This is a genomic window from Cognataquiflexum aquatile (assembly GCF_003316845.1).
GTDB lineage: Bacteria > Bacteroidota > Bacteroidia > Cytophagales > Cyclobacteriaceae > Cognataquiflexum > Cognataquiflexum aquatile.
This window is the reverse complement of sequence record NZ_QMIK01000003.1, coordinates 326,604-346,689: the sequence shown is the minus strand read 5'-3', so window position 1 is coordinate 346,689 and position 20,086 is coordinate 326,604. Positions and strand designations below refer to the sequence as shown.

Below are 20,086 nucleotides of genomic sequence, written 5' to 3'. Positions count from 1 at the left end.
CAGTCCACAGTCGATTGTCCACTGCTCCGGTAATTGGTCTTTTCCTTTGCTATTTTGCGGCTTTGCGGGAAATAATTAAACTCCTACGACCCAATCTCCATTTCCAAATAGGAAAGCCTTCCAACCTGGTCCATGCCTTGGATGACGACTTTGTACCTTTGGACTATGTCAGAGTTGAAAAACTCAATATTGGCAGTATTTCCCTGCAACTTTATCTTGGGATTCCAATAGAGTGTGGAGCGAAAATCAGGTTTTGCGATGGTCTCTGTATCGTATTTTGGCATATAAAATTCCTTGGGAGTCGAATACCCCGGAAACCTGATATTGAAGATCCCTTCTCCTGTATCGACGATTCCGTTGCCCCGCTTGGTGTAAACCGCTATCACGCCTCCGGCACCTGCCGAACCAAACATGGCCAAGCTAGCCCCGTCTTTGAAAACATCAATTGCGGCCATGTCTCTTGGCGAAATCGCACTCAGAAACTGTGCATCTACGGGAACGTTATCCAACAAAAATATAGGTGAAAGGGCATTCAATGACCCCGCTCCCCGGATGGTGACAGTCGGTGAACCCATTGGATTGGGTTTGATCTGCACTCCCGGAAATCTGCCCTGCAGCAATTGCCATATATCAAAATACCCTTCAAAACCACCGATTTCGGCAGGAACAAGGGTCATGTCTCCTTTTCCATACACACGGGTAACTTCCTCATTTGCGACCTCATATTTTTGGGATTGAACCACAAACTCGTCAATCTCCACCAGGTCCATCTCATCAAACGCCGCAGAAGCCTGTCTTCTTTTTTCTGCATTTACCAAGTAATCCCGCAATACAGGATTGACTTCAAAGCCCTTGGCCAAAGGCTTGAAACCTGTCCATTTTTCGTATTTTGCTATCGGTGCATCCAAATCCAACTCCACAAATTCCTTCATTTTTTTGTCATTGATGGAAATGGTCAACAGCGTGGTGTCAGAAAAAATCATGTCATCAATGATAAATTTTCCTGTTTCATTGTACTGGATTGCGAGAAAATCTTCCTCTTTTCCTTTGCTGAATACATTGATCATCCCGCCGGTTACCCCTTTTTTGTTGTTGGATTTTGGTTTGATGGTTCCGGTGATATTGATTCCCTGCTCGATGAAATTCGGATTTTCAAATTTCCCTGCCAAAACCGCTTCCCAATCAAACCTCCTCCATCCATGGGTCAGCATGATCAGGTCTAGGCCCTCCACATCTTTTTGGTCTCCAAAAAAATGCTTTGCTGAATGGATATTGCCCCGGAGTTCGGATTCCATTTTGAGGCAAGAAATAATATTGGAAGAAAAATTATTTGAAAACTCATCCGCATCAGTGATGGATACAGAATAGGAACCCTTCTCAAATCCTTCCCCTTCGAGGGTAAGTTGCCACGAGTTTTTTCCTCTTGGTTTTAATTCAACTTTCGATACATCAAGATTGATTTTTCTTTCCGGTGTAGGAATATAAACCAAACGCTCTGCCAAAGCAGTGCCACTAGGCTCGAAAATTGTCACCTGATTGATACCCGGAGCAAGATTGGCTTTGTTGATACGGGCACCTGTGACACCGTTGGATAGGTTGATTAACTGCATGTGGCCGATTCTGCCGCGTGCATGGACCACAAGCAAACCTTCCGCAGTAGGGGAAATCGATTTGAAATCATTGGCCTGTACCAACACGTTCAATAGGCCTTCCTTCGAATTGTCAACCGCCAGATTGATCCCCTTAACCTTTACCGCAGGAAGATTTCTCTCAAAAACAGCCTCATCTGCAGTGATCTTGGAGACATAATTTTGACCCTCTTTGGGAGTAAAACTGAAAGCTCCCAAGCCCCACTCATTGGTAGAAAAATTCACTTCTTCTTCTCCAAGGTTGATTTTACCGGAAAGTTTTGCCGGTGAACCATCAGGATAAACCGCCCTGACAGCCACTTTATTGTTGAATCCGGAAATCAGGTCGCCACCTTCCGGCAAGAACTGAATGTCTATACTTCCCGAAGGAAAAGGTAAAATGAAGTTTCTGGTGATGCCATATTCTTCATTTTCATTCCAGGTCAAAATCAACTCGGTGACTTTTTTCAATTCTGAAGCAGGTAGCGCTATTTCCAGCGAACTTGCTCCATTAGAATCCAGCAAAACAGAACCTTCTTTGATTGTTTTCCCTGCGCCCACAATTGCGTAGGTAAGTTTTTCTCCTTTCAGAGGTGCTAAGTTGCGGTCAACAGCATTGATTTTTGCCTGATATTGGATGTCGTTTCCGGTTTCCTTTTTTTCAAAAACGACTGATGGCTGAAAGCGGAGGTTGTAAGGTTCAAAAATTTCAATTTTTGTTTGAAATACTGATTCAGCACCAAAACCTTTGGACCAATGTGAATATGCCTTGATGTGGTAAATACCTTCTTTGGTAAAGTTGTCAAGTTTAAAATCCCCGCTTCCCTGACCATCTTCGATTTTGACAGTCCTTTGTTGGAGGAGATTCCCTTCATTATCCAACAAATCCACATAGACCGTCTTGCTCAATGGCGACGGAAGGTCCGGACTTCCTGCAGTGACATAGGCTGAAAACCAGATTATGTCACCTGCTGCATAGATGTTTTTGTCCAAGTGAACAAAAACTTTTTCTTCCGGGAAATCATTGACATAACTCTCAGTCATCCTGATGATTTTTTCAGAGAGTTCCTTGATGCTTGATTGGTTTTGGAAAGAAGAAAGGAAATATAAAAAAGGGAGGATCAAAAAGGGAAGGATGTACTTGACTCGACTCATTATAATGTGGGTTTTTGGTTGGGTTTAAAAAACTAATGTCATTACCCAATACGTCGGGACGATGACAAAGTTTATTTTAAAACGGAATTTAGTTTCAATGATAGAAAAATATTTTCCTTCTTTCTTATTTTCAATAAAATAAACTGTAAGTGATATTTTATCACCTTCAGAAGGGAAAGGTTTTGAGGATAAATTTAAGATTCCAACTGAGCAACTTCGTTTTTATTGGCCAACTGACCGCAAGCTGCATCGATGTCCTGACCACGGGATTTGCGGACTTTGGCTATGATACCATTGTTTTCCAAGATCCTGACATACATTTCAACAGCTTCACGGGAAGCCTGACGAAATTCCCCTTCATCGATCGGATTGTATTGGATGATGTTGACTTTGGAAGGAATGATTTTGCAGAATTTGGCCAAGGCCCGGGCATGTTCCTCGTTGTCATTGATGCCATCCCAAATCACATATTCATACGTGACTTTCCGCTTGGTTTTTTGGTACCAATATTTCAAAGCTTCCGCCAAATCTTCCAATGGATTGACATCATTGATCGGCATCAGACGGCTTCGTGTTTCGTTGATGGCCGAATGCAGCGAAATGGCAAGGTTGAATTTGACTTCATCATCGGCCATTTTCTTGATCATTTTGGGAATGCCGACTGTCGAAAGTGTAATCCTTCTTGCCGCCATCCCGAGTCCCTCGGGGGAGGTGATTTTGTCGATGGCTTCGATGACATTGGCATAATTGAGAAGCGGTTCGCCCATGCCCATAAAGACGATATTGGTCAGGGGGCGGTTGAAGTAGGTTTCTGCTTCTTCCTTGATAGCGACAACCTGATCGTAGATTTCGTCCGGGTTGAGGTTGCGCATGCGCTTCAGCCGTGCGGTTGCGCAGAAGTTACAGTCGAGGCTGCAACCTACCTGCGAGGAAACACAGGCTGTAATCCGCTTGGAAGTGGGAATCAGGACAGATTCAACGATTTTGCTGTCAAAGAGCTTGACGGCATTTTTGATCGTGCCGTCAGCTGAGTGCTGCATCAGGTCAACGTGGATATGGTTGATGATAAAGTTGGCTTTAAGCATTTCCCTGGTTTCCTTGGAGATATTGCTCATGTCATCAAAGTTTTTGAGAGACTTGTTCCAAAGCCATTCATACACCTGCTTGGCCCGAAACTTCTTTTCACCTTTTTCAATAAAAAATTCCTCCAACTGCTCCAAGGTGAATTTTCTGATGTCTTTCTTTGCCGTGCTGTCCATGCTGCAAAGGTAAGGGATAAAAAGATTGGAAAATTCAAAAATTGGAAGATTGGAAGATTAGAGTTTAAGGTTGGAAAGTTATAAGGTTAGGAAGTTGGGAGGTTGGGAGGTTGGGAAGGTTGGGAAGGTTGAAAATATGACACCTTCATTCAGAAAATTTCATTCCAAATTGTTGATTCTTCCTTTACTAACTCTATTTATCCAGAGATTTAGAAAAAATGACAAATTAGGACTGGAATATCAATCAATATCCAATCCTAATTTCACCTAAGCCATACAAAAAGAATTTGAATGTACGCAATGATGCCAGTAGTTAAGATATCCATACTAATTCAGGTCTGCGGATTAATTGTCCGGTACATCGGTCTTCCGACTTCGGTCTTCGGTCCCGTTTGAAGAATTATATAGGTTACTGGCAAAGAAGCGGGAAACCACAAAAAAGAATCACCCCTTCATCAAATCCCTCAAATCCGTCATGGTATTTCGGATATCGACGATGCTTTCCCACTCACGGTCTTTTTCACCATGCTCGATCCCTACATAGCCATGGTAGCCATGGGAAAGCACTATTTTCATCATCCTGTCATAGTCCAAGGCATGTTCTTTGCCTCGGTCATCCCAAACCGTTGGCTTCAGACTTACCCCCTTTGCCTTGGGCATCAGTTCGTCGACTCCGCGATAGGAGTCATAGGAAACAATCCTTTTGTCGTCTGAATGGATTCTGAAATTGCCAAAATCAGGCAAAGTACCGGCCCTTTTGTGCCCAGTCTGTTTGATCATTTCGGCAAGCCACTTGGCATTGCTGGAGAATCCTCCATGGTTTTCGATCACTACATTGATGTCAAAATCATCGGCAAACTCACACAATTGCCTCAATCCTGAACTGCAAACATCAATCGCCTGCTTTTCAGCTTTTGGATCCTCACTCCAAGGCACGGCAGTGTAGGCATTGACACGTATCGAATGGCATCCCAAAAACTTGGCGGCCTCCACCCATTTTTTGTGGTTCTCGACTGTCTGCTTGCGCTCTTCGGATGTGGCTGCACCCAGCATGCCTTCTCTGTCACACATGATCAAAACCGAAGTGACTCCCTCGCCTTCTGCACGGGTTTTCATCTCCGTGAGGTAGTTCATGTCTTTGGCTTTGTCCATAAAAAATTGATTGACATATTCCACCGCGTCTATGCCGTGCTTCTTGGAAAGCATGGCAAAATCAAGGTGGTCCATCTTTCCTGCGAAAAGCAACCTGTTTACCGACCACTCGGCAAGTGAAATTTTAAATAAAGGATCTTCGTTTTTCATAGAAAATGCAAATTGGGGAAGGCCAAAAGTCAGTGCTGCAGCAGCGACTCCGGCTTGTTTGATAAATTCTCGTCTGTCTTTCATTTTTTTTGGTTAGGGTTGGTTAAAAGCTAATTTATTAGGAACTCAAATCGAGCCTATAAGCGGAAAATTCTGATCCAAAACAGTTGGAAGACGGAAGACCGGTGTCCCCGACTCTTTAGCATTGAAACATGCATCTTTTTTCATTTACTTTTTATTATTTAAAATCAGATTTCCCAACCGGGTCTGTAGTCACGGGTCAGGAATTTATTGGCATTTTCATCATTGGTTATTTTCAGGGCATCGGCGTCAAAGTCCACTTTTTTATTTGCCCGCAAGGCTACTGCCCCGAGATTGATGGTATCGGTGATGGTTTGGGCACGGATAAAACTTCCGGGAGTTTGTTGGCCCGACAGGATGGCCTCGACCCAAGCATCAGTATTCCGCACAACCGCCCTCGAATCTATCCGCTCCGAAGCAGGTCTTTGGCTCATTTTGCCTTCAGGAAGCAGCACAGGATTTTCACCCCTAAAACCTCCGAGGATTTTACCTTTTGTCCCCACAAGCATCAAACCTTCTTCAGGAGTATCCCTTCCATCCATTTCTAGTTCCTCGCATGCAAATGGCTTCATCCCGCCATCGTACCAAAACAAGTCAAATGCCGGAAGTGATGCCTGTTGGGGAAACTTCCATTTGATCATACTGCTCGCGGGAAATGCGACATCGTTTTTGATCCATTGATAGACTTGGTTGATTTCCTCGCGGGAAGTGGTACCAAAAGCCCTTGCACTCAAAGGGGATTTGGTGATTCCCAAAGTCTCAAAAAGGGGAAACAAACTGTAATGTCCCATGTCCGCCACTGAACCTCCGCCAAACTCATACCATCCACGGAAGACATTGTGGGTATAGTTGGGATGATAGGGCATGTCGGGTACAGGCCCGAGCCACAGGTCCCAATTGAATCCTGCGGGAATTGTCTTCGGTTCGGTCGGTCTTTTGGTCCACTGTTGCCACACCGGACGGTATGACCAATTGTGGATTTCGGTCAGGTCGCCGATCAGACCTTCATCCATCCAAGCTTTCATCTGCCGGTATTCAGGTCGGTCTGACCAAGCCAACAAATGGGTAATCACCCCCGTTTCCTTTGCTTTTTCGATGACTTTTCTTCCTTCCAATAGCCGGTTAGAAATCGGTTTGTGGGTCACCACATGGATTCCATGAGCCATGGCCGCCAAAGCAATCGGCGCATGGGTATGGTCAGGTGTCATGATTTTGACGGCATCGACCCCTTTTTCTTTGGCAAACATTTCCCTGAAATCTTCATAGGAGGCACAGCCTTTGTATTTTTTGGCAGGTTTGTACTTTCCATAATATTGCTCCACATAAGCCTGTCCGACATCCCGGCCTCCGGGGATTCCTGGAACATTGTCCCACCAAGTGTCATCTTCCAAGACTTTGCGGATGTCATTGCGGATGCCATTAGCGGACCAATCGATATAGTCGGTGCTGTATTTGTTGGAATCACAGACTGCAACCACCCTGACTTTTGGGTTTTGGAGCAGGTCACCCATTTCACGCAGGCCTTGGGTGCCGCAGCCAATGTTGGCCACGGTAATTTGATCAGAGGGAGGAATTTTGCCGCTTCCGGCGATGACATTGGACGGGACGATGGAGATGGTCGCTGCTACGGCAGCTGCCGAACCGATAAATTCTCTCCGGTTGATCTTATTCGATTGATCCATTGGGCTTACGTTATTGAAGGTCAATAATTTACCCAAAAAGAACCGAAATTACAATCTTCCTTTTTTTGATGAACTTTGAAATCCGAAATCAAAAAGGATTTAGAAGAAAAAACTCATTTAATCTTCAAGTCTTCAGGATTTTGCCTAACATCCCAAACTGTATGAATCACAATTGATTCGGGAGTTATTTCATAGTATAAAATGTAATCTCCGACAATGATACCTCTCACACCTTCAAGATCAGTAATTACACCAATTTCAGGTTGTTTTTTTAGAAGGTTAAGTTCTTTGGAAAATCTCGAAAATAATTTTTTCGAGTAAAAAGTATTCCCATTCCTTTCTGCAAAAAAATCAAGAATCTCAAAAAGTTTGATTTTGGCTCTATGGGACCAGATTATTTTTCTTTTAGCCATTTGCCAAATTCAGCTTCAAGTTCACTTTGATCAACAAATTTACCATCTACAATTTCTTTCCTGGATTCTTGAATTTCCAATTTTTGCCCCTCAGACAATAGCATTAACTCAGATTCTATTTTGGTGTCTAAGATGGTTCTAATTGCCTTCAAAAATTGTTCATCATTGATCTCTGCAATTCTTTGAATCAATATTTTCTTCAATTCCACACTTGACATATCGGTGAGTTTAATACTTTAAAGATAGGATTTCCAATGGAAATTTCAACGCTGATATCCTTTTCATAATATGGCATTCGGCAATGGATTTGACAGTGGTTTTTTAAATTTCCCCTTCAAGCCAAACAAGGGCCTGACCCAATTCCATCTCCTGATGCCGAATTCGTAGATCAGCCAGGCTATTCCAAAAGTTCCGATGGACATCAGGGAAAATTTGACAAATAGTCCCAAGTCTGCATGCATGAGGTAATATCCCAAAGCGACCGTGATGGTCTGATGGAGGATGTAAAACGGATAAACCGCCTCATTGGCATAGGCAAGGTGTGCACTCGGCTTGTTGAGGTAAGCTGCGGCATAACCAAACAGTACCAAGATCCAAGCCCAAAGATTAACGACTTTGAATCCCGCCTCGACAAAATGCACCAAAGTCGAATCTTCATAAAGCTGCCTCAAACCTAGCATCATCGTAAATCCGACCAATCCCAGATACAGGTACTTGCGACGATTTTCCTGCACTGTTTTCCAAAAAATCTCCCTGACGGATATCAACAGAAAACCATAGAAAAAGAAAGTGATGAAATTGATGATATTGAACCAATCCCCGACCAAGGCATGGGTGGATTCAAAGAATGGTTCGACCAAAGATTCCCAGATATAAAGCGGTATGACCAGCCAAAACAACCCGAATGGTGTTGCCGCCAACTTCCGCATTCCTCTCAGAATCCCCGCCTGTGGATGGTCTCTGAGGTACAAAAAGACCGGAATCAATACCAAAGAAAACAACAAGAGATAAGGCAAAAACCAAAGGTGGTGCCAGGAGAAATTTCCTTCCGGATAGATTCCGATAAATGCTTCCGAAGGCCAAAAGTCGAAATACCCTCCACTGAACTGTCCCTTGTCCAAGCGCTCAAAGTATACCTGTGGCGGTACGATCAGGATAATGCCGGCAATCAGTGGAATCAGCAGCCTTACAATTCTTTCTTTGGCAAAAGCTCCGCCGCTTCTCTTTGACAGCGCGTAATATGTGCCCATTCCCGAAATCACAAACAGGATGGGCAGACGCCATTGGTTCACAAAAAGCATCGGCCAACGAAGGTTGGGATAGATGATGTCATTTTTGATATGCCAACCCCAAGGAACGAAAAACATCCCCACATGGTAAAATATCAACAATCCAAAAACGATGACCCGTAGCCAATCCAAATCGTACCTGCGCATTTTCTTTTATTTTAGTCAAATGTAGAAATCAAAAAAGAGAAAAAAACGGCCTTGGGATGGCTGTCAAGGTTTTGTGATGAATGACAAAGTCTAGGCATTGATGCGGCTTTCAAACAGAGGAATCATCCCTCTCGAAACCGGGATGGTCTCAGGATGAGGAGTCAAATGAAGTTGGTAGCCCTGTGCATTTCCCCTGATATCGCTTACATGATGGAGGTTGACAAGGTAAGACCGGTGGGTTCGGATGATAAATTCTGGCGCTTTGAGTTGGGTTTCAAATTCTTTCAGCGTCATCCTTTTCAGCAGTTTTTGGATTTCTCCATTTTGGCTGACCATGATTTCGAGGTAGTTGCCGTCAGCTTTGGCAAAGAGAAACGTTTTGGGATCAAGTAAAAAGTCATCACTTTTTTGTTGGGTCTGAATGGCAACAGATTCCTGTTTGTCAACCAATATTTCAGAATGTGGCTTGGCCTTGAATTGGGAAGCGAGGTCGACATGTTGACTTTTCAGTCGGATGTAATTTATCGGGACGATGATCGCAAAGAATAAAAAACCCACGAGGCAGGTATTTCGGATCTCTTCCAAGAGGTATCTCCACGACCAATTATAGGGATTGTCATAGATCAAATCCCTGACCAAAAACTGGAAAATCCCGATTGATACAAACAAAGCAGTGGCCAGGACCATTTCTTTTTTGACTGTCCATTTGTCCTCATTTATCTTCATGCCGATTGGTCCAAAGAGTAGCAAAACCACCAAAGCAGCGTTAGCGGAATGGATCACACTGATCCAAAAGAAATCCATTTTGTGTTCGGGAACATAATTGTCGAATGGTTCAAAAAAATAATTGAAGAACACACTCATCATAAAAATCAGCAAAGCAAAGTAAAAAAGCTGTTTGCCTTTGTAGTAAAAAGGATAGGGTTGGTTTAAAAAGTCTTTAAGATTTGAAATCATGGTTTCCTTTTACGGATAATTGTGGGTTGGAGTCTTGGTTGGATAAAATTAACAGAATTCTCCAACCACTTTATGCAAAGCCCTCAATTCTTATCAAAGCCTCGCAATTTTCAATCAAAGGTGTTTCCAGATTTTACTGCGCCTTAAATGGGGGCATTTCAGAATTCCAAAATCTGGGTCCCAATCTTTATTATTTTCCGAAATGACAGAAAACTTATCTTTCCGCTGATGGAGTGTATTTCTCCCTTTGTATAAAAATTACAAGATTTTCAAAACCACAATGCGTAAAACCAAGTTTACAAAACTGCACAAACACTATTTTGATAGCAATTCTCATGAAAGTTTTCACCTGTTCAGTTTTTTTCAGATATGTATCCTTGGCTTTTTTTATCCTAGTTCCCTTAATTTCCAATGCTCAGGATAATTCCTTCACCATCAAAGGAAATGTCATCGATGCCGACTCCAAACAACCGGTGCTTTTTATGCAGGTTGCTCTATTCAAGCCTGGTGAGGATACTCCGGTAACCTTTTCAGATACCAAGGACAATGGGGAGTTTTCCCTTTCTGCCCCAAATGGCAATTATGAATTGAATTTCTACCTGATCGGGTATGACAAGAAAACCATTCCCGACATTCGCCTGAATGGCAATACCGATCTTGGAAAAATCGAGGTCAAAAGTGAAAACCAAAATCTGGAAGAAGTAATCGTACAATCTACCAAATTCCCTTTTCGTGCTGATGTGGAAGGCATCACCATCAACCCGGAAGCCAACATGTCTAACCTTGGAGGTACCTTGCTTGACATCCTGAGAAACACGCCTTCGATCAGTGTTGGGGACGATGGGACGGTCGCGTTGAGGGGAAGTACCGGAACAAATATCCTCATCAATGGACGGAACTCCTCCCTGACCCAAAACCTCGACCAACTCCCGGCAAGTGCTGTGGAGCAAATCAAAATCATCAACAACCCAAATGCAAGATTTGACGCGGATGCTGAAGGTGGCGTGATCGACATCATCCTCAAAAAAGGAGAAGACCTCGGCACAAACGGAAGTGCAGAACTGACCTATGGAACACGGGGAAGGATGAATACCGGAGCAAGGTTGAACCACAGGACCTTCAAGTACAATCTCTATGGGGGATACAATTTCAGAGATTGGAGAAATGTGGGCACAAGAACCTCCGACAGGATACTTTTCGAAGAAGATGAACGCCTCCTTCAGGAAACCGCCATGGAATCCCAAAATATCGGACATACCTTCAACTATGGAGGAGATTATTATTTTGGCAAGAATATCATCAGCTACGAAGGAGTTTTCACTACCAATGTCGACAGTCAGATAAACACTTTGTATTCCCAACTCAGCAGGAATTCCACCAGAGAACCTATTTTGGATTTCGTCAGGAGAAATAATGAGACCGAAGACGATGACGGTGTGGACAATGCCATAATCTACGAAAGGACATTTGACAACCCCGATCAGTCATTCCGGTTTTTGGCGAGCAGTTCTTACAGAAACCAATACAAGGTTCAGAATATTGATATTTTCAATAATTCGACTGACTCAAATGAAGAAAACCGCACCGGTCAGGAGCGTGGATTTACTGACGAAACCAGAAACATCTACGTTTTTCAGGCAGATTATATCCACCCCATTTCTGAGCAAAAGAAAATAGAAACAGGTCTGAAATCCATTTTGAGGGACTTTGACAATGATTTTGTTTTCCAGAGATTTCAGGAAGGAAACCAGGATTTTGTAACAGACCCCAACGTCAGCAACAGGTTTATCTACAAAGACCAGGTTTATGCAGGGTATTTTATCTATGCGGCATCTTCCGGTAAGGTTGATTATTCTTTTGGACTGAGGGGAGAATATACCAACCTCAATACCGAACTGATCAACACCAATGAGGTCAACAAGCAGAATTACCTCAATCTGTTTCCAAGTGCACAGGTGCTGTACAAGCTGAACGAGGAGAATTCCCTGAAATTTACTTACAGCAGGAGGATCGACCGGCCAAGACCTTGGAGACTTAATCCATTTCCGGATATCACCGATTCACTCAGTATCAGAAGAGGCAATCCAAACCTTCAACCGGAAAAAATCCATTCACTTGAGTTTGGACACATGCTCAACAGGGCAAAATCAAGCTTTACTACCAATGCATTTTTTAGACATGTGGATGGGCAGGTAGACATGATTACCATCATTCAGGATGGTATTTCCTACATTCAGCCTGAGAATTTGAACACCTCGGTGTCTTATGGTTTGGAATTTATCGGCTTGGGAGAAGTCACGCCTTGGTGGAATATCAGCGGTGGTCTGACCATGTTTAGGATCATCGTCGATGGTTCCAATGTCGAAAATGGAGCGATCAACAAAGGTTTTGCCTGGAACACCAAACTCACGAGTGATTTCAAACTTCCTTTGGGAATCAATTTTCAGATCGTGGCCAATTACGATTCTCCAGAAATCGAAGCCCAAGGCAGGGATCTTTCCCAATATTTTGTGGATGCCAACGTGATGAAAAATTTCTTCAAGAACCGCGGAAGCCTTGCCTTGAGTGTGCGTGATATTTTCGATACCCTCAGATTTGCAGGAGAAAACAGAACTGCTGCATTTTCACAGGATTTTTATTCCAAGATGGAAACAAGGATATTCTTGTTGAGCGCCAAGTTTAATTTTTGATTAGAATCGTAGGTTTTATGCAAATCACAAAGCTCAAAAAGTGATTGGTTGAAGTTTACATTGGGGATGTAAACTAGTTTACCTACGCAAGGTAAACTCATTTACTTTTGTGGTGTAAACTTTTTTGGATTTTTTTAAAGGAGAAAGTAGAAGCATCAAACTTTGTGGGTATGTACGCTTTCTTGCCTTTAATCATATAAAACCCGGATTGATTGTAATGACTGGGGCCATGGACTGTCGCCTGTGGACTGAATTATCTGCTCGGTTAATCTTTGATTATAGGCTTTAGCAAAGTAGCAGAAAATCATATTTAATTTTATAAATTGTGACCCTTTCCAAATTATAATGGGCTAATCTTTGATATTCTTCTTTAAACTTTAGATAATGACTGAAAGCAGCAATGTCCCGGCCTTTGAAGGCATCATGGTTCCGATGGTGACACCTTTACTTTCCAATGGGGAATTGGACAAAAAAGGCGTCGAAAGGGTCGTCAAACACTTGGTCAACGGAGGCGTTCAGGGTATTTTCATTCTTGGGACTACCGGTGAAGCCGCAAGCCTAAAGCCGGCGATAAAAAAAGACCTGATCGAAATCTCCTGCAAAGAAGCCAATGGAAAAACACCTGTTTTTGTGGGGATTACCCATACAGCTTTGGAAGTCAGTCTCAAACTGGCAAGGTCTGCCAAGGAAAACGGCGCTTTAGCAGTGGTAGCAGCATTGCCTTATTATTTTGCCTTGGATCAGGACGATATCTTCCATTACTATGTGAAGCTAGCCGACCATAGTCCCCTGCCCTTATTCTTGTACAATTATCCGGTGATGACCAAGTCTACCATTGCTCCCGAAACGGTGCTGAAGCTGGCAAAACATGCCAATATCATCGGATTGAAGGACAGCTCGGGAAATGGCGTTTACTTCCAGAAATTAATCCCCATCAAACAGGCATATCCTGAATTTTCACTGCTTGTCGGCCCTGAAGAAATGTTGGCGCAGGCCATCCTTTCAGGTGCAGACGGTGGAGTCAATGGCGGTGCCAATATTTTCCCTTCGCTGTATGTAAAGATGTTTGAGGCAGCGAAAGGGCGGGATTTTGAAAAAGTCGATCAGATCCAATCGCTGATTTTGGAGATTTCAAACGGCCTGTACAATTCCAGTCCAAAGAGCTCGAGCTACCTTTGCGGCGTCAAGGAAAGCCTTTATTTTTTGGGGATTTGTGAACCCCATCTTGCACCTCCGCTTCTTCCCGTGGACAGAAAACACAAAGAAGACATCATTCAAAACTTAGAAAGAATTCTCCTGAATATCAGAAATGTTTAATATGTATGTTCGCAATGATGCCAGTAAATAAGATATCTATTCTAATTCTGGTATGCGGACTTAAAAGCCCGGTACATCGGTCTTCCTCCCGATGTCTATCGGGATTATGTCTTTCGTCCCGTTTGAAGAAAAATATGGGTTTCCTGGCAGAGAAGCTGGTAACCATAATGCTTAATCCCTGAATTCTTTTTTCCAGACCATGAAAATCAACAGCCTCGACCTGATTGTATTCCTGATTTATATGGTTGGAATCGTTGGTTTTGGGGTTTCCTTTTACTTCAGAAAAAATTCGGCAGATGACTTTGTCACCGGCGGCGGAAAATTACCGGCTTGGGCTTTGGGGATGTCGATTTTCGCCACCTATGTGAGCAGCATCAGTTTTTTGGCATTGCCGGGAAGCGCCTTTCAAGGCAATTGGAATGGTTTTGTTTTTAGTTTATCGATTCCTGTCGCTGCCTTCATCGCTGTCAGGTATTTTGTCCCCCTCTACCGAAAACTCCAAAGTCCTTCGGCTTATGCTTTTTTGGAGGAAAGGTTCGGGCCATGGGCAAGGATCTATGCATCAAGTTGCTACCTCCTGACCCAACTCGCGAGGATGGGCGCCATCTTGTATCTTTTGGCTTTGCCGATGCATGTTATGTTTGGTTGGAGTATTCCTTTGATAATTCTTATTACCGGAATAGGTGTGGTGGTCTATTCGACTATGGGCGGGATTTCGGCGGTAGTTTGGACCGATGCGGTCCAGGGAATTGTCCTGATTGCAGGTGCTTTGGGCTGTTTTGTTTTGATTGTCATCAATATGCCGGAAGGAATCACGCAGATTTGGGATATCGCCCAAAGAGACAGCAAACTCTCTTTGGGAAGTCTTTCCTCAGACCTCGGGCGAAGTACCTTTTGGGTGGTTTTGGTCTATGGCTTATTCATCAACCTTCAGAATTTTGGTATTGACCAAAGTTATATCCAACGGTACAAAAGTGCCAAAACAGAACAGGAAGCCAAAAAATCCACTTGGCTCGGAAGCTTGCTTTACATTCCCGTCTCCTTGCTGTTCTTCGTGATTGGGACGAGTCTGTATGCTTATTACCAAATATTCTCTGAATCCTTGCCCCTTGAACTCCAAAGTATTGAGCAAGCCGATAAAGTTTTTCCTCATTTTATTGCAACGGTTTTGCCACCGGGAATTTCGGGATTGGTGATTGCCGCCATTTTTGCCGCAGGGATGAGTACGGTTTCTACGAGTATCAACAGTTCGGCAACGGTCATTCTCGAAGATCATTTCAAAAAATACGTCCAACCTAATTCTTCTCAAAATGCCCAAATCAAAGTTTTGCATGTCGGTTCTTTGGGAATGGGAATTTTGGGTATCCTTGTGGGGCTCGCCTTCAACGGCGTGGAAAGTGCTTTGGATGCTTGGTGGGCATTGGCATCGATTTTTAGCGGCGGGATTTTGGGTTTGTTCTTTTTGGCACTTTTGGGAAAAACCAAAACCAAATTCCCGGCCATTACCGCAGTCCTTTCGGGATTGGCTGTGATTGCGTGGATCAGCCTTGGAGAATTCCTTCCCGATGCCATCAGGCCTTCCTTTATGCTGCATAAAAATTTAGCCATCGTCTTTGGGACAATGGCTATTTTCTTGGTGGGATTTTTATTAAGTTGGATTTTCAGCTCCCGCAAAATTTGAAAGAAATTGGTTTAATCCTCCTTTTTTACAGCCAAAGGACTTTCGGGAAAGCTATCAATCACATTCCCGTCTTCGTCTATCGAGACGAAGCTCCAACGGTTTTCTTCCACAGTGAGTAAAGTAAAGGCCCTGATAGATTGGGCTTTGTTCAGGTACCAAGTACTGTCGACCGGATGGATTTTTCTTGGCATGACTCCATACGAACCGTCACCGACATAGATGATTCCGGATTCGTGGACTTCCATATTCTTGATCGGAAAGGTCCTTTTGTATGCATGGTCATGATTTTCAAAGGCGATCTCCACGCCATTTGCTTCAAAGATCGGTGTCCATGTTTCCCTGACCAAAGTCTGCACCCTGTCGCCATATTCCCTCACGGAGGGGTAACCAGGAACATGGTAAATGGGAACCTTGTGTGTGACCTTCTTCCTTTTTTCCAATGTTTTTGTCAACCAATCTGTTTGTGCTCCAGGAATAGGGTTGGAATGCTCTGTGTCCAAAATGATCAAACTCAGGTAATCGCCAAAGTCGAGGACATTGTATCCGGGTTGGCCGGGGAATGAAAACAGACTGTAAAAATACGGAGCAATACGTGCCCTGAATTCATTGTTTTGGACATAGCCTTCGTGGCTTGTGTAATACCCACCCACCACTTCATGGTTCCCGGCGGCAACAATGCAGGGCAGAATTCTTTTGTCGGCCGTCACCAAAGTGTTTTTATAGGCATCAAACCAATCGTAAATTCTTTGGATATTTTCAGCAAGGCCATTTTCGTAAGCCATGTCTCCTCCGATGATTACAAAATCCGGATCTTGGGCAGCAACTTGGCGGTTCATTTTTTCCAACCACTCTTTTTGATGCATGGAATCCCCGCCGATGGCGATTTTGAGGGATTGGTTGTTGAGGTTTTTTGGAAGGGTTCGAAAATAATAAACGGATTCCGATGAAGCAAACTTGAGTTCATATTCGGTATTGGGCCTCAAACCCTGAATCCCAACCCGATGGATATACCTTGGGGAAAAAGGATAAGGCAGCACATCACTTTCAAATGAATGCCACTTCTCCGTTCCTTTTCTTCTGAAATACAATGTCGTCGGATTGATCTCATCCATGTGCCAATCCACATCCATAGTCGTAGTCGGATCCGAGGTCCAAGTGAGGTAAAAAGCATGAGGTTCAGTTTGGGCAAAGCCTAACTGGGCTATCAGGACAAAGCTGAGGAGGAAAAGGATTCTTTTGAAGTTTGTCATGGGAGGAAATGGTTGGTATTGGAATTTAAAGCTAACGGCAAAAATTAGGGTTTCAAAAAATGGTTGAAAATATAACTTTGAGGTAATAACCCTCCAAGGGTTCAAAACCATTGGAGGGTTTGTTTATTATTTATGGATTTTCTCTTAGCCATTCTTTCATCGCCAGGTACACACCATTGGTCCAACCGAATCCATCCTGAACAGGATATTCTCCGCCTCCGGCCTCTAGGCTGAGGTCCTCCACGTTATACTTTTCCATCATTTTTCCGGTACGGTCAAAAACCGATTCGTTGAGGTAAGTCCATCTTTCTGCCAAAGTTTTGGCTAGGTCTTTTCTGCCATAGTTGAGCATGGCCTGAAATCCTATCCACTGAAGCGGCGCCCAACCGTTGGGAGCATCCCACTGCTGTCCGGTGTTGAAATTGGTTGTCACCAATCCTCCCGGCTTCAGAAAATTCTTTTCAACATATTCCAATACCCGAGCTCCTTGTTCTGGAGTGGCCATTCCGGAATACAGCGGATACAGCATTGCAAGCGAAGGCCTTTCCACCTTTTCTTTGAATTTGATATGGTAATCGAGGTAGATTCCCCGTTCTTCTTCCCAACAATAGCGCTCAATTCCCTCCATCCTGTTTTTATGAAACAGTTCCATCCTGGTGATTTCTTTGGAATCTTCGTTCTCGAGCTTCATGCCTCTGATAATGATGCGCTCCGTTTCGGCAAGCAGCACATTGAGGTCAATGGGAATCAAGGCAATTGTCTGCACACTTCTCAGGTCATTGGGATCATAAAGCCACCTTGAACTGAAATCCCAACCTGATTCGCAGGCAGCCCTCAGGTTGCGGAAAAGCTTTTCAGGAAACCTTGTCGATTGGTCAGAAAGCTCCACATCCTCTGCAAAGGATTCTGCCCTTGGGGTATTTTCATCATCCCAATACCTGTTTAGCGCGGTGTCGTCATCCATCCTGACGACACGGTTATAGTATTTTCCGGGCAAAGGAATCTCTGTTTCACCTTCGATCCAAAATAGGTATTCCATCCAGATTTCGGGTTGGTACTTCTTGATGGTTTCTTCGTCTCCCTTTGCTTCAGCCAACAATTCTACCATTCTGGCAAAGAAAGGAGGCTGCGATCTGGACAGGAAGTAAGTCCTGTTTCCATTGGGAACATGGCCGACGGTTCGGATCAGATGGGCAAAATTATCCACCATGTTTTCGATCAGGTCAGTTCTTCCCGAGACTTTCAACCCCAACATGGTAAAATAACTGTCCCAATAATAGATCTCCCGAAACCTTCCACCCGGCACAATGTAAGGATGTGGCAAAGGTATCAGACTGGAATTTTCAACTTCCTCATCCGCTTCTCTGGTAAGGAGATCCCATTGCAACTTGAGCCTGTCCTCCAGGTTGATGGCTTTGGGAAGGTTGAGTTTTTTGTATTCCGGTTCTTCGGGATAGTCAAAGTTTTTGTCAAGAAATGATTTCAGGTCAAATCCCGGGGTTTTTATTTCCTCGTAAAAATCCTTCAAAATGTCATGGACATCCCGCTTGGGAATGCTGTCCACGAAAGTCTTGGAATCAGGAAAAACCCCGCTCATCTGGATCACTTCAAAAAGTTCCAGGTATATGTCTTCCGGTTGCTCGTAAAATTTCATGCTGCTTGTTTCCTGACTTGAATGTTCAACAAAATTAATATGAGGCAAAGTCCTACAATAGGAATCAGCGAAAAATAAAATGCGGTGGTACCACCATATGCTTCAAATATATTTCCGGTGATGATCGATCCTGTTGTCCCGCCCAAGGCAGAAAATACCACAATCAGGCCAGACATGGAACTTTGCATATACCTCGGCAGTGCACTCAGCACCACTGAATTGATCGTGGGATAAATCGGTGCCAAAAAAATTCCCAAAATGGGAAATAGGTAAACGACAAAAGGAGCATTGAACCAGGTGATGGTTTCATTCATGACAGGCTGATCGGAAGTAAGCGGCAAAGTCAACAAAACACAGGCTCCCACAAAGATGGTACAGGTAAGTGTGAAGGTGAGCCAATGGATTTTTTTCAATACAAATCCTGCAAGCAAGCGTCCTATGGCCAAAGCTCCTGCCAAAACTGCACCGGCTTGAATCCCCATACTTGCCGGGACTTTCAATACATCCTGATAGAAAGTCGGCGTCCAGGTCATGAAACTTTGCTCAATAAGTACAAACAGAAAAGCCGAGGCAGCAAATACCAAGACAAGCGGTTTGGCAACGAGTTTTAGCATATCGAAGAATTCATCCGAGGCCTTGGTATTTTCCCTTTTGGATTCAGTTTCATTGATCTGGGCAAAAAAGAGCAACAACGCAGCCACCAAACTCATCGCCCCGAGGTACCAATAAATGTTCAACCAAGATTGGGAAGTAGGGTCGCTGTCGTTGACAAACAGGCTGAAGAATACATTGCCAAGCAATACCCCAACCATAAAGAATCCCTCTATGGTGCTCATCAGGCTGCTGTGTTCTTTTGGCGAGTCAGTCACCAAGCCGATCGTCGCAAAGACACTGACTTTGATGATTGCAAAGGAGACCCCGACCACTGCAAACAATACCTTGAAATACCAGAACTCATCGGCAATCACCGGCATCAGAAAGCACATGGCCGCCACTGCAAACAAAGCGATCAACATGCCTTTTCGGATCCCAAGTTTTGGAAGAAATGAGGCTACGATAAATGAGAAAATGGCGATAGGCAAATCCTTGAAACCCTCCAAAACCGAAGCTTCCGCTTTGCTGACATCAAAAGTCCGCTGTACCTGCAGGATGACTGCCCCTACCGAATTCAGCAACACAGCGAATACCATGTAGTTGAATATCAGGGAGAGCCGGACGAGTAGTTTTGAGTTCATAGATGATGATTCACGCAAAGGCACAAAGTCGCAAATGGTTTGGGAATGAAAGTAATTATTTTTATCCAAAAAGCAGGTTCATTCCAAAGTAAGAATCCGAATAAAATTAGATAATGTTCGATTATTGATTGCGAGTTATAAAGTCTAAAGGCTTTAAGCCAACCAACTACAAATCTTTGCGCCCTTGCGGTTTTGCGAGATAAAAAAAAGATGACACATCCAGTTTCTTGAGAAGCAGAATAACCGAGGAAAATGATCCAAAAATAATTTCACGGCATTAAGCCTTCCGACTGCAAATCTTAGCGACCTTGCGTCTTTGCGAGAAAAATAAAACCCATCCAGCTTC

At 43.7% G+C, this 20,086-nt stretch carries 14 protein-coding genes; 3 read left to right on the top strand and 11 right to left on the bottom strand.

Translation table 11 applies throughout. The features are described 5' to 3' along the window. Positions 1-83: 83 nt before the first annotated feature. The 8 genes from DQW11_RS10320 to DQW11_RS10280 all read right to left on the bottom strand — a co-directional run bounded on the left by DQW11_RS10320 (position 84) and on the right by DQW11_RS10280 (position 9,913). Positions 84-2,783: a TonB-dependent receptor plug domain-containing protein gene (locus tag DQW11_RS10320; protein ID WP_113923993.1), complete on the bottom strand. Its 2,700-nt coding sequence runs from the start codon at positions 2,781-2,783 to the stop codon at positions 84-86. A 194-nt stretch (positions 2,784-2,977) separates the two neighbouring features. Further along, entirely contained in the window at positions 2,978-4,042 is a 1,065-nt protein-coding gene (gene rlmN / locus DQW11_RS10315; RefSeq protein ID WP_113923992.1) for a 23S rRNA (adenine(2503)-C(2))-methyltransferase RlmN, read from the bottom strand. A gap of 444 nt (positions 4,043-4,486) precedes the next feature. Then, the gene (locus DQW11_RS10305) at positions 4,487-5,428 is read right to left on the bottom strand and encodes a sugar phosphate isomerase/epimerase family protein (RefSeq protein WP_113923990.1); all 942 of its coding nucleotides are present in this window, start codon (positions 5,426-5,428) and stop codon (positions 4,487-4,489) included. A 164-nt stretch (positions 5,429-5,592) separates the two neighbouring features. Next, complete coding sequence (locus DQW11_RS10300; RefSeq protein ID WP_113923989.1) at positions 5,593-7,107, bottom strand: Gfo/Idh/MocA family protein; 1,515 nt, start codon at positions 7,105-7,107, stop codon at positions 5,593-5,595. A 113-nt stretch (positions 7,108-7,220) separates the two neighbouring features. After that, positions 7,221-7,520, bottom strand: a complete 300-nt coding sequence (locus DQW11_RS10295) for a type II toxin-antitoxin system RelE/ParE family toxin (protein WP_113923988.1) — start codon at positions 7,518-7,520, stop codon at positions 7,221-7,223. After that, positions 7,502-7,738 carry a hypothetical protein gene (locus DQW11_RS10290; protein WP_113923987.1) on the bottom strand — a complete coding sequence of 79 codons (237 nt, stop codon included), beginning with the start codon at positions 7,736-7,738 and terminating at the stop codon, positions 7,502-7,504. The genes DQW11_RS10295 and DQW11_RS10290 overlap by 19 nt, the downstream gene beginning before the upstream one ends. Before the next feature lie 63 nt (positions 7,739-7,801). Beyond that, complete coding sequence (locus DQW11_RS10285) at positions 7,802-8,956, bottom strand: acyltransferase family protein (protein ID WP_113923986.1); 1,155 nt, start codon at positions 8,954-8,956, stop codon at positions 7,802-7,804. A gap of 90 nt (positions 8,957-9,046) precedes the next feature. Beyond that, complete coding sequence (locus DQW11_RS10280; RefSeq protein ID WP_198669877.1) at positions 9,047-9,913, bottom strand: LytR/AlgR family response regulator transcription factor; 867 nt, start codon at positions 9,911-9,913, stop codon at positions 9,047-9,049. Positions 9,914-10,248: 335 nt separating this feature from the next. On the opposite strand from DQW11_RS10280, the gene DQW11_RS10270 reads away from it, so the two are divergent. From DQW11_RS10270 to DQW11_RS10260, 3 genes are all read left to right on the top strand, one after another. Beyond that, the gene (locus DQW11_RS10270; protein ID WP_113923984.1) at positions 10,249-12,603 is read left to right on the top strand and encodes an outer membrane beta-barrel family protein; all 2,355 of its coding nucleotides are present in this window, start codon (positions 10,249-10,251) and stop codon (positions 12,601-12,603) included. A 384-nt stretch (positions 12,604-12,987) separates the two neighbouring features. After that, on the top strand, positions 12,988-13,920 hold the full coding sequence (locus tag DQW11_RS10265) for a dihydrodipicolinate synthase family protein (protein ID WP_113923983.1): 933 nt from the start codon (positions 12,988-12,990) through the stop codon (positions 13,918-13,920). 199 nt (positions 13,921-14,119) lie between these two features. Further along, positions 14,120-15,601, top strand: a complete 1,482-nt coding sequence (locus DQW11_RS10260) for a sodium:solute symporter (RefSeq protein ID WP_113923982.1) — start codon at positions 14,120-14,122, stop codon at positions 15,599-15,601. Between the two features lie 11 nt (positions 15,602-15,612). Here DQW11_RS10260 and DQW11_RS10255 read toward each other — a convergent pair whose 3' ends face one another. The 3 genes from DQW11_RS10255 to DQW11_RS10245 all read right to left on the bottom strand — a co-directional run bounded on the left by DQW11_RS10255 (position 15,613) and on the right by DQW11_RS10245 (position 19,740). Next, positions 15,613-16,851: a purple acid phosphatase family protein gene (locus tag DQW11_RS10255; protein WP_113923981.1), complete on the bottom strand. Its 1,239-nt coding sequence runs from the start codon at positions 16,849-16,851 to the stop codon at positions 15,613-15,615. Between the two features lie 130 nt (positions 16,852-16,981). Further along, positions 16,982-18,505, bottom strand: a complete 1,524-nt coding sequence (gene treF / locus DQW11_RS10250) for an alpha,alpha-trehalase TreF (protein WP_113923980.1) — start codon at positions 18,503-18,505, stop codon at positions 16,982-16,984. Further along, positions 18,502-19,740, bottom strand: a complete 1,239-nt coding sequence (locus DQW11_RS10245; RefSeq protein ID WP_113923979.1) for an MFS transporter — start codon at positions 19,738-19,740, stop codon at positions 18,502-18,504. The genes treF and DQW11_RS10245 overlap by 4 nt, the downstream gene beginning before the upstream one ends. Positions 19,741-20,086 lie beyond the last annotated feature (346 nt).

Excerpts from the sequence above, each read along its gene's own strand:
- DQW11_RS10320 (WP_113923993.1), bottom strand. The coding sequence starts at position 2,783 with ATGAGTCGAGTCAAGTACATCCTTCCCTTTTTGATCCTCCCTTTTTTA.
- rlmN (WP_113923992.1), bottom strand. The coding sequence starts at position 4,042 with ATGGACAGCACGGCAAAGAAAGACATCAGAAAATTCACCTTGGAGCAG.
- DQW11_RS10305 (WP_113923990.1), bottom strand. The coding sequence starts at position 5,428 with ATGAAAGACAGACGAGAATTTATCAAACAAGCCGGAGTCGCTGCTGCA.
- DQW11_RS10300 (WP_113923989.1), bottom strand. The coding sequence starts at position 7,107 with ATGGATCAATCGAATAAGATCAACCGGAGAGAATTTATCGGTTCGGCA.
- DQW11_RS10295 (WP_113923988.1), bottom strand. The coding sequence starts at position 7,520 with ATGGCTAAAAGAAAAATAATCTGGTCCCATAGAGCCAAAATCAAACTT.
- DQW11_RS10290 (WP_113923987.1), bottom strand. The coding sequence starts at position 7,738 with ATGTCAAGTGTGGAATTGAAGAAAATATTGATTCAAAGAATTGCAGAG.
- DQW11_RS10285 (WP_113923986.1), bottom strand. The coding sequence starts at position 8,956 with ATGCGCAGGTACGATTTGGATTGGCTACGGGTCATCGTTTTTGGATTG.
- DQW11_RS10280 (WP_198669877.1), bottom strand. The coding sequence starts at position 9,913 with ATGATTTCAAATCTTAAAGACTTTTTAAACCAACCCTATCCTTTTTAC.
- DQW11_RS10270 (WP_113923984.1), top strand. The coding sequence starts at position 10,249 with ATGAAAGTTTTCACCTGTTCAGTTTTTTTCAGATATGTATCCTTGGCT.
- DQW11_RS10265 (WP_113923983.1), top strand. The coding sequence starts at position 12,988 with ATGACTGAAAGCAGCAATGTCCCGGCCTTTGAAGGCATCATGGTTCCG.
- DQW11_RS10260 (WP_113923982.1), top strand. The coding sequence starts at position 14,120 with ATGAAAATCAACAGCCTCGACCTGATTGTATTCCTGATTTATATGGTT.
- DQW11_RS10255 (WP_113923981.1), bottom strand. The coding sequence starts at position 16,851 with ATGACAAACTTCAAAAGAATCCTTTTCCTCCTCAGCTTTGTCCTGATA.
- treF (WP_113923980.1), bottom strand. The coding sequence starts at position 18,505 with ATGAAATTTTACGAGCAACCGGAAGACATATACCTGGAACTTTTTGAA.
- DQW11_RS10245 (WP_113923979.1), bottom strand. The coding sequence starts at position 19,740 with ATGAACTCAAAACTACTCGTCCGGCTCTCCCTGATATTCAACTACATG.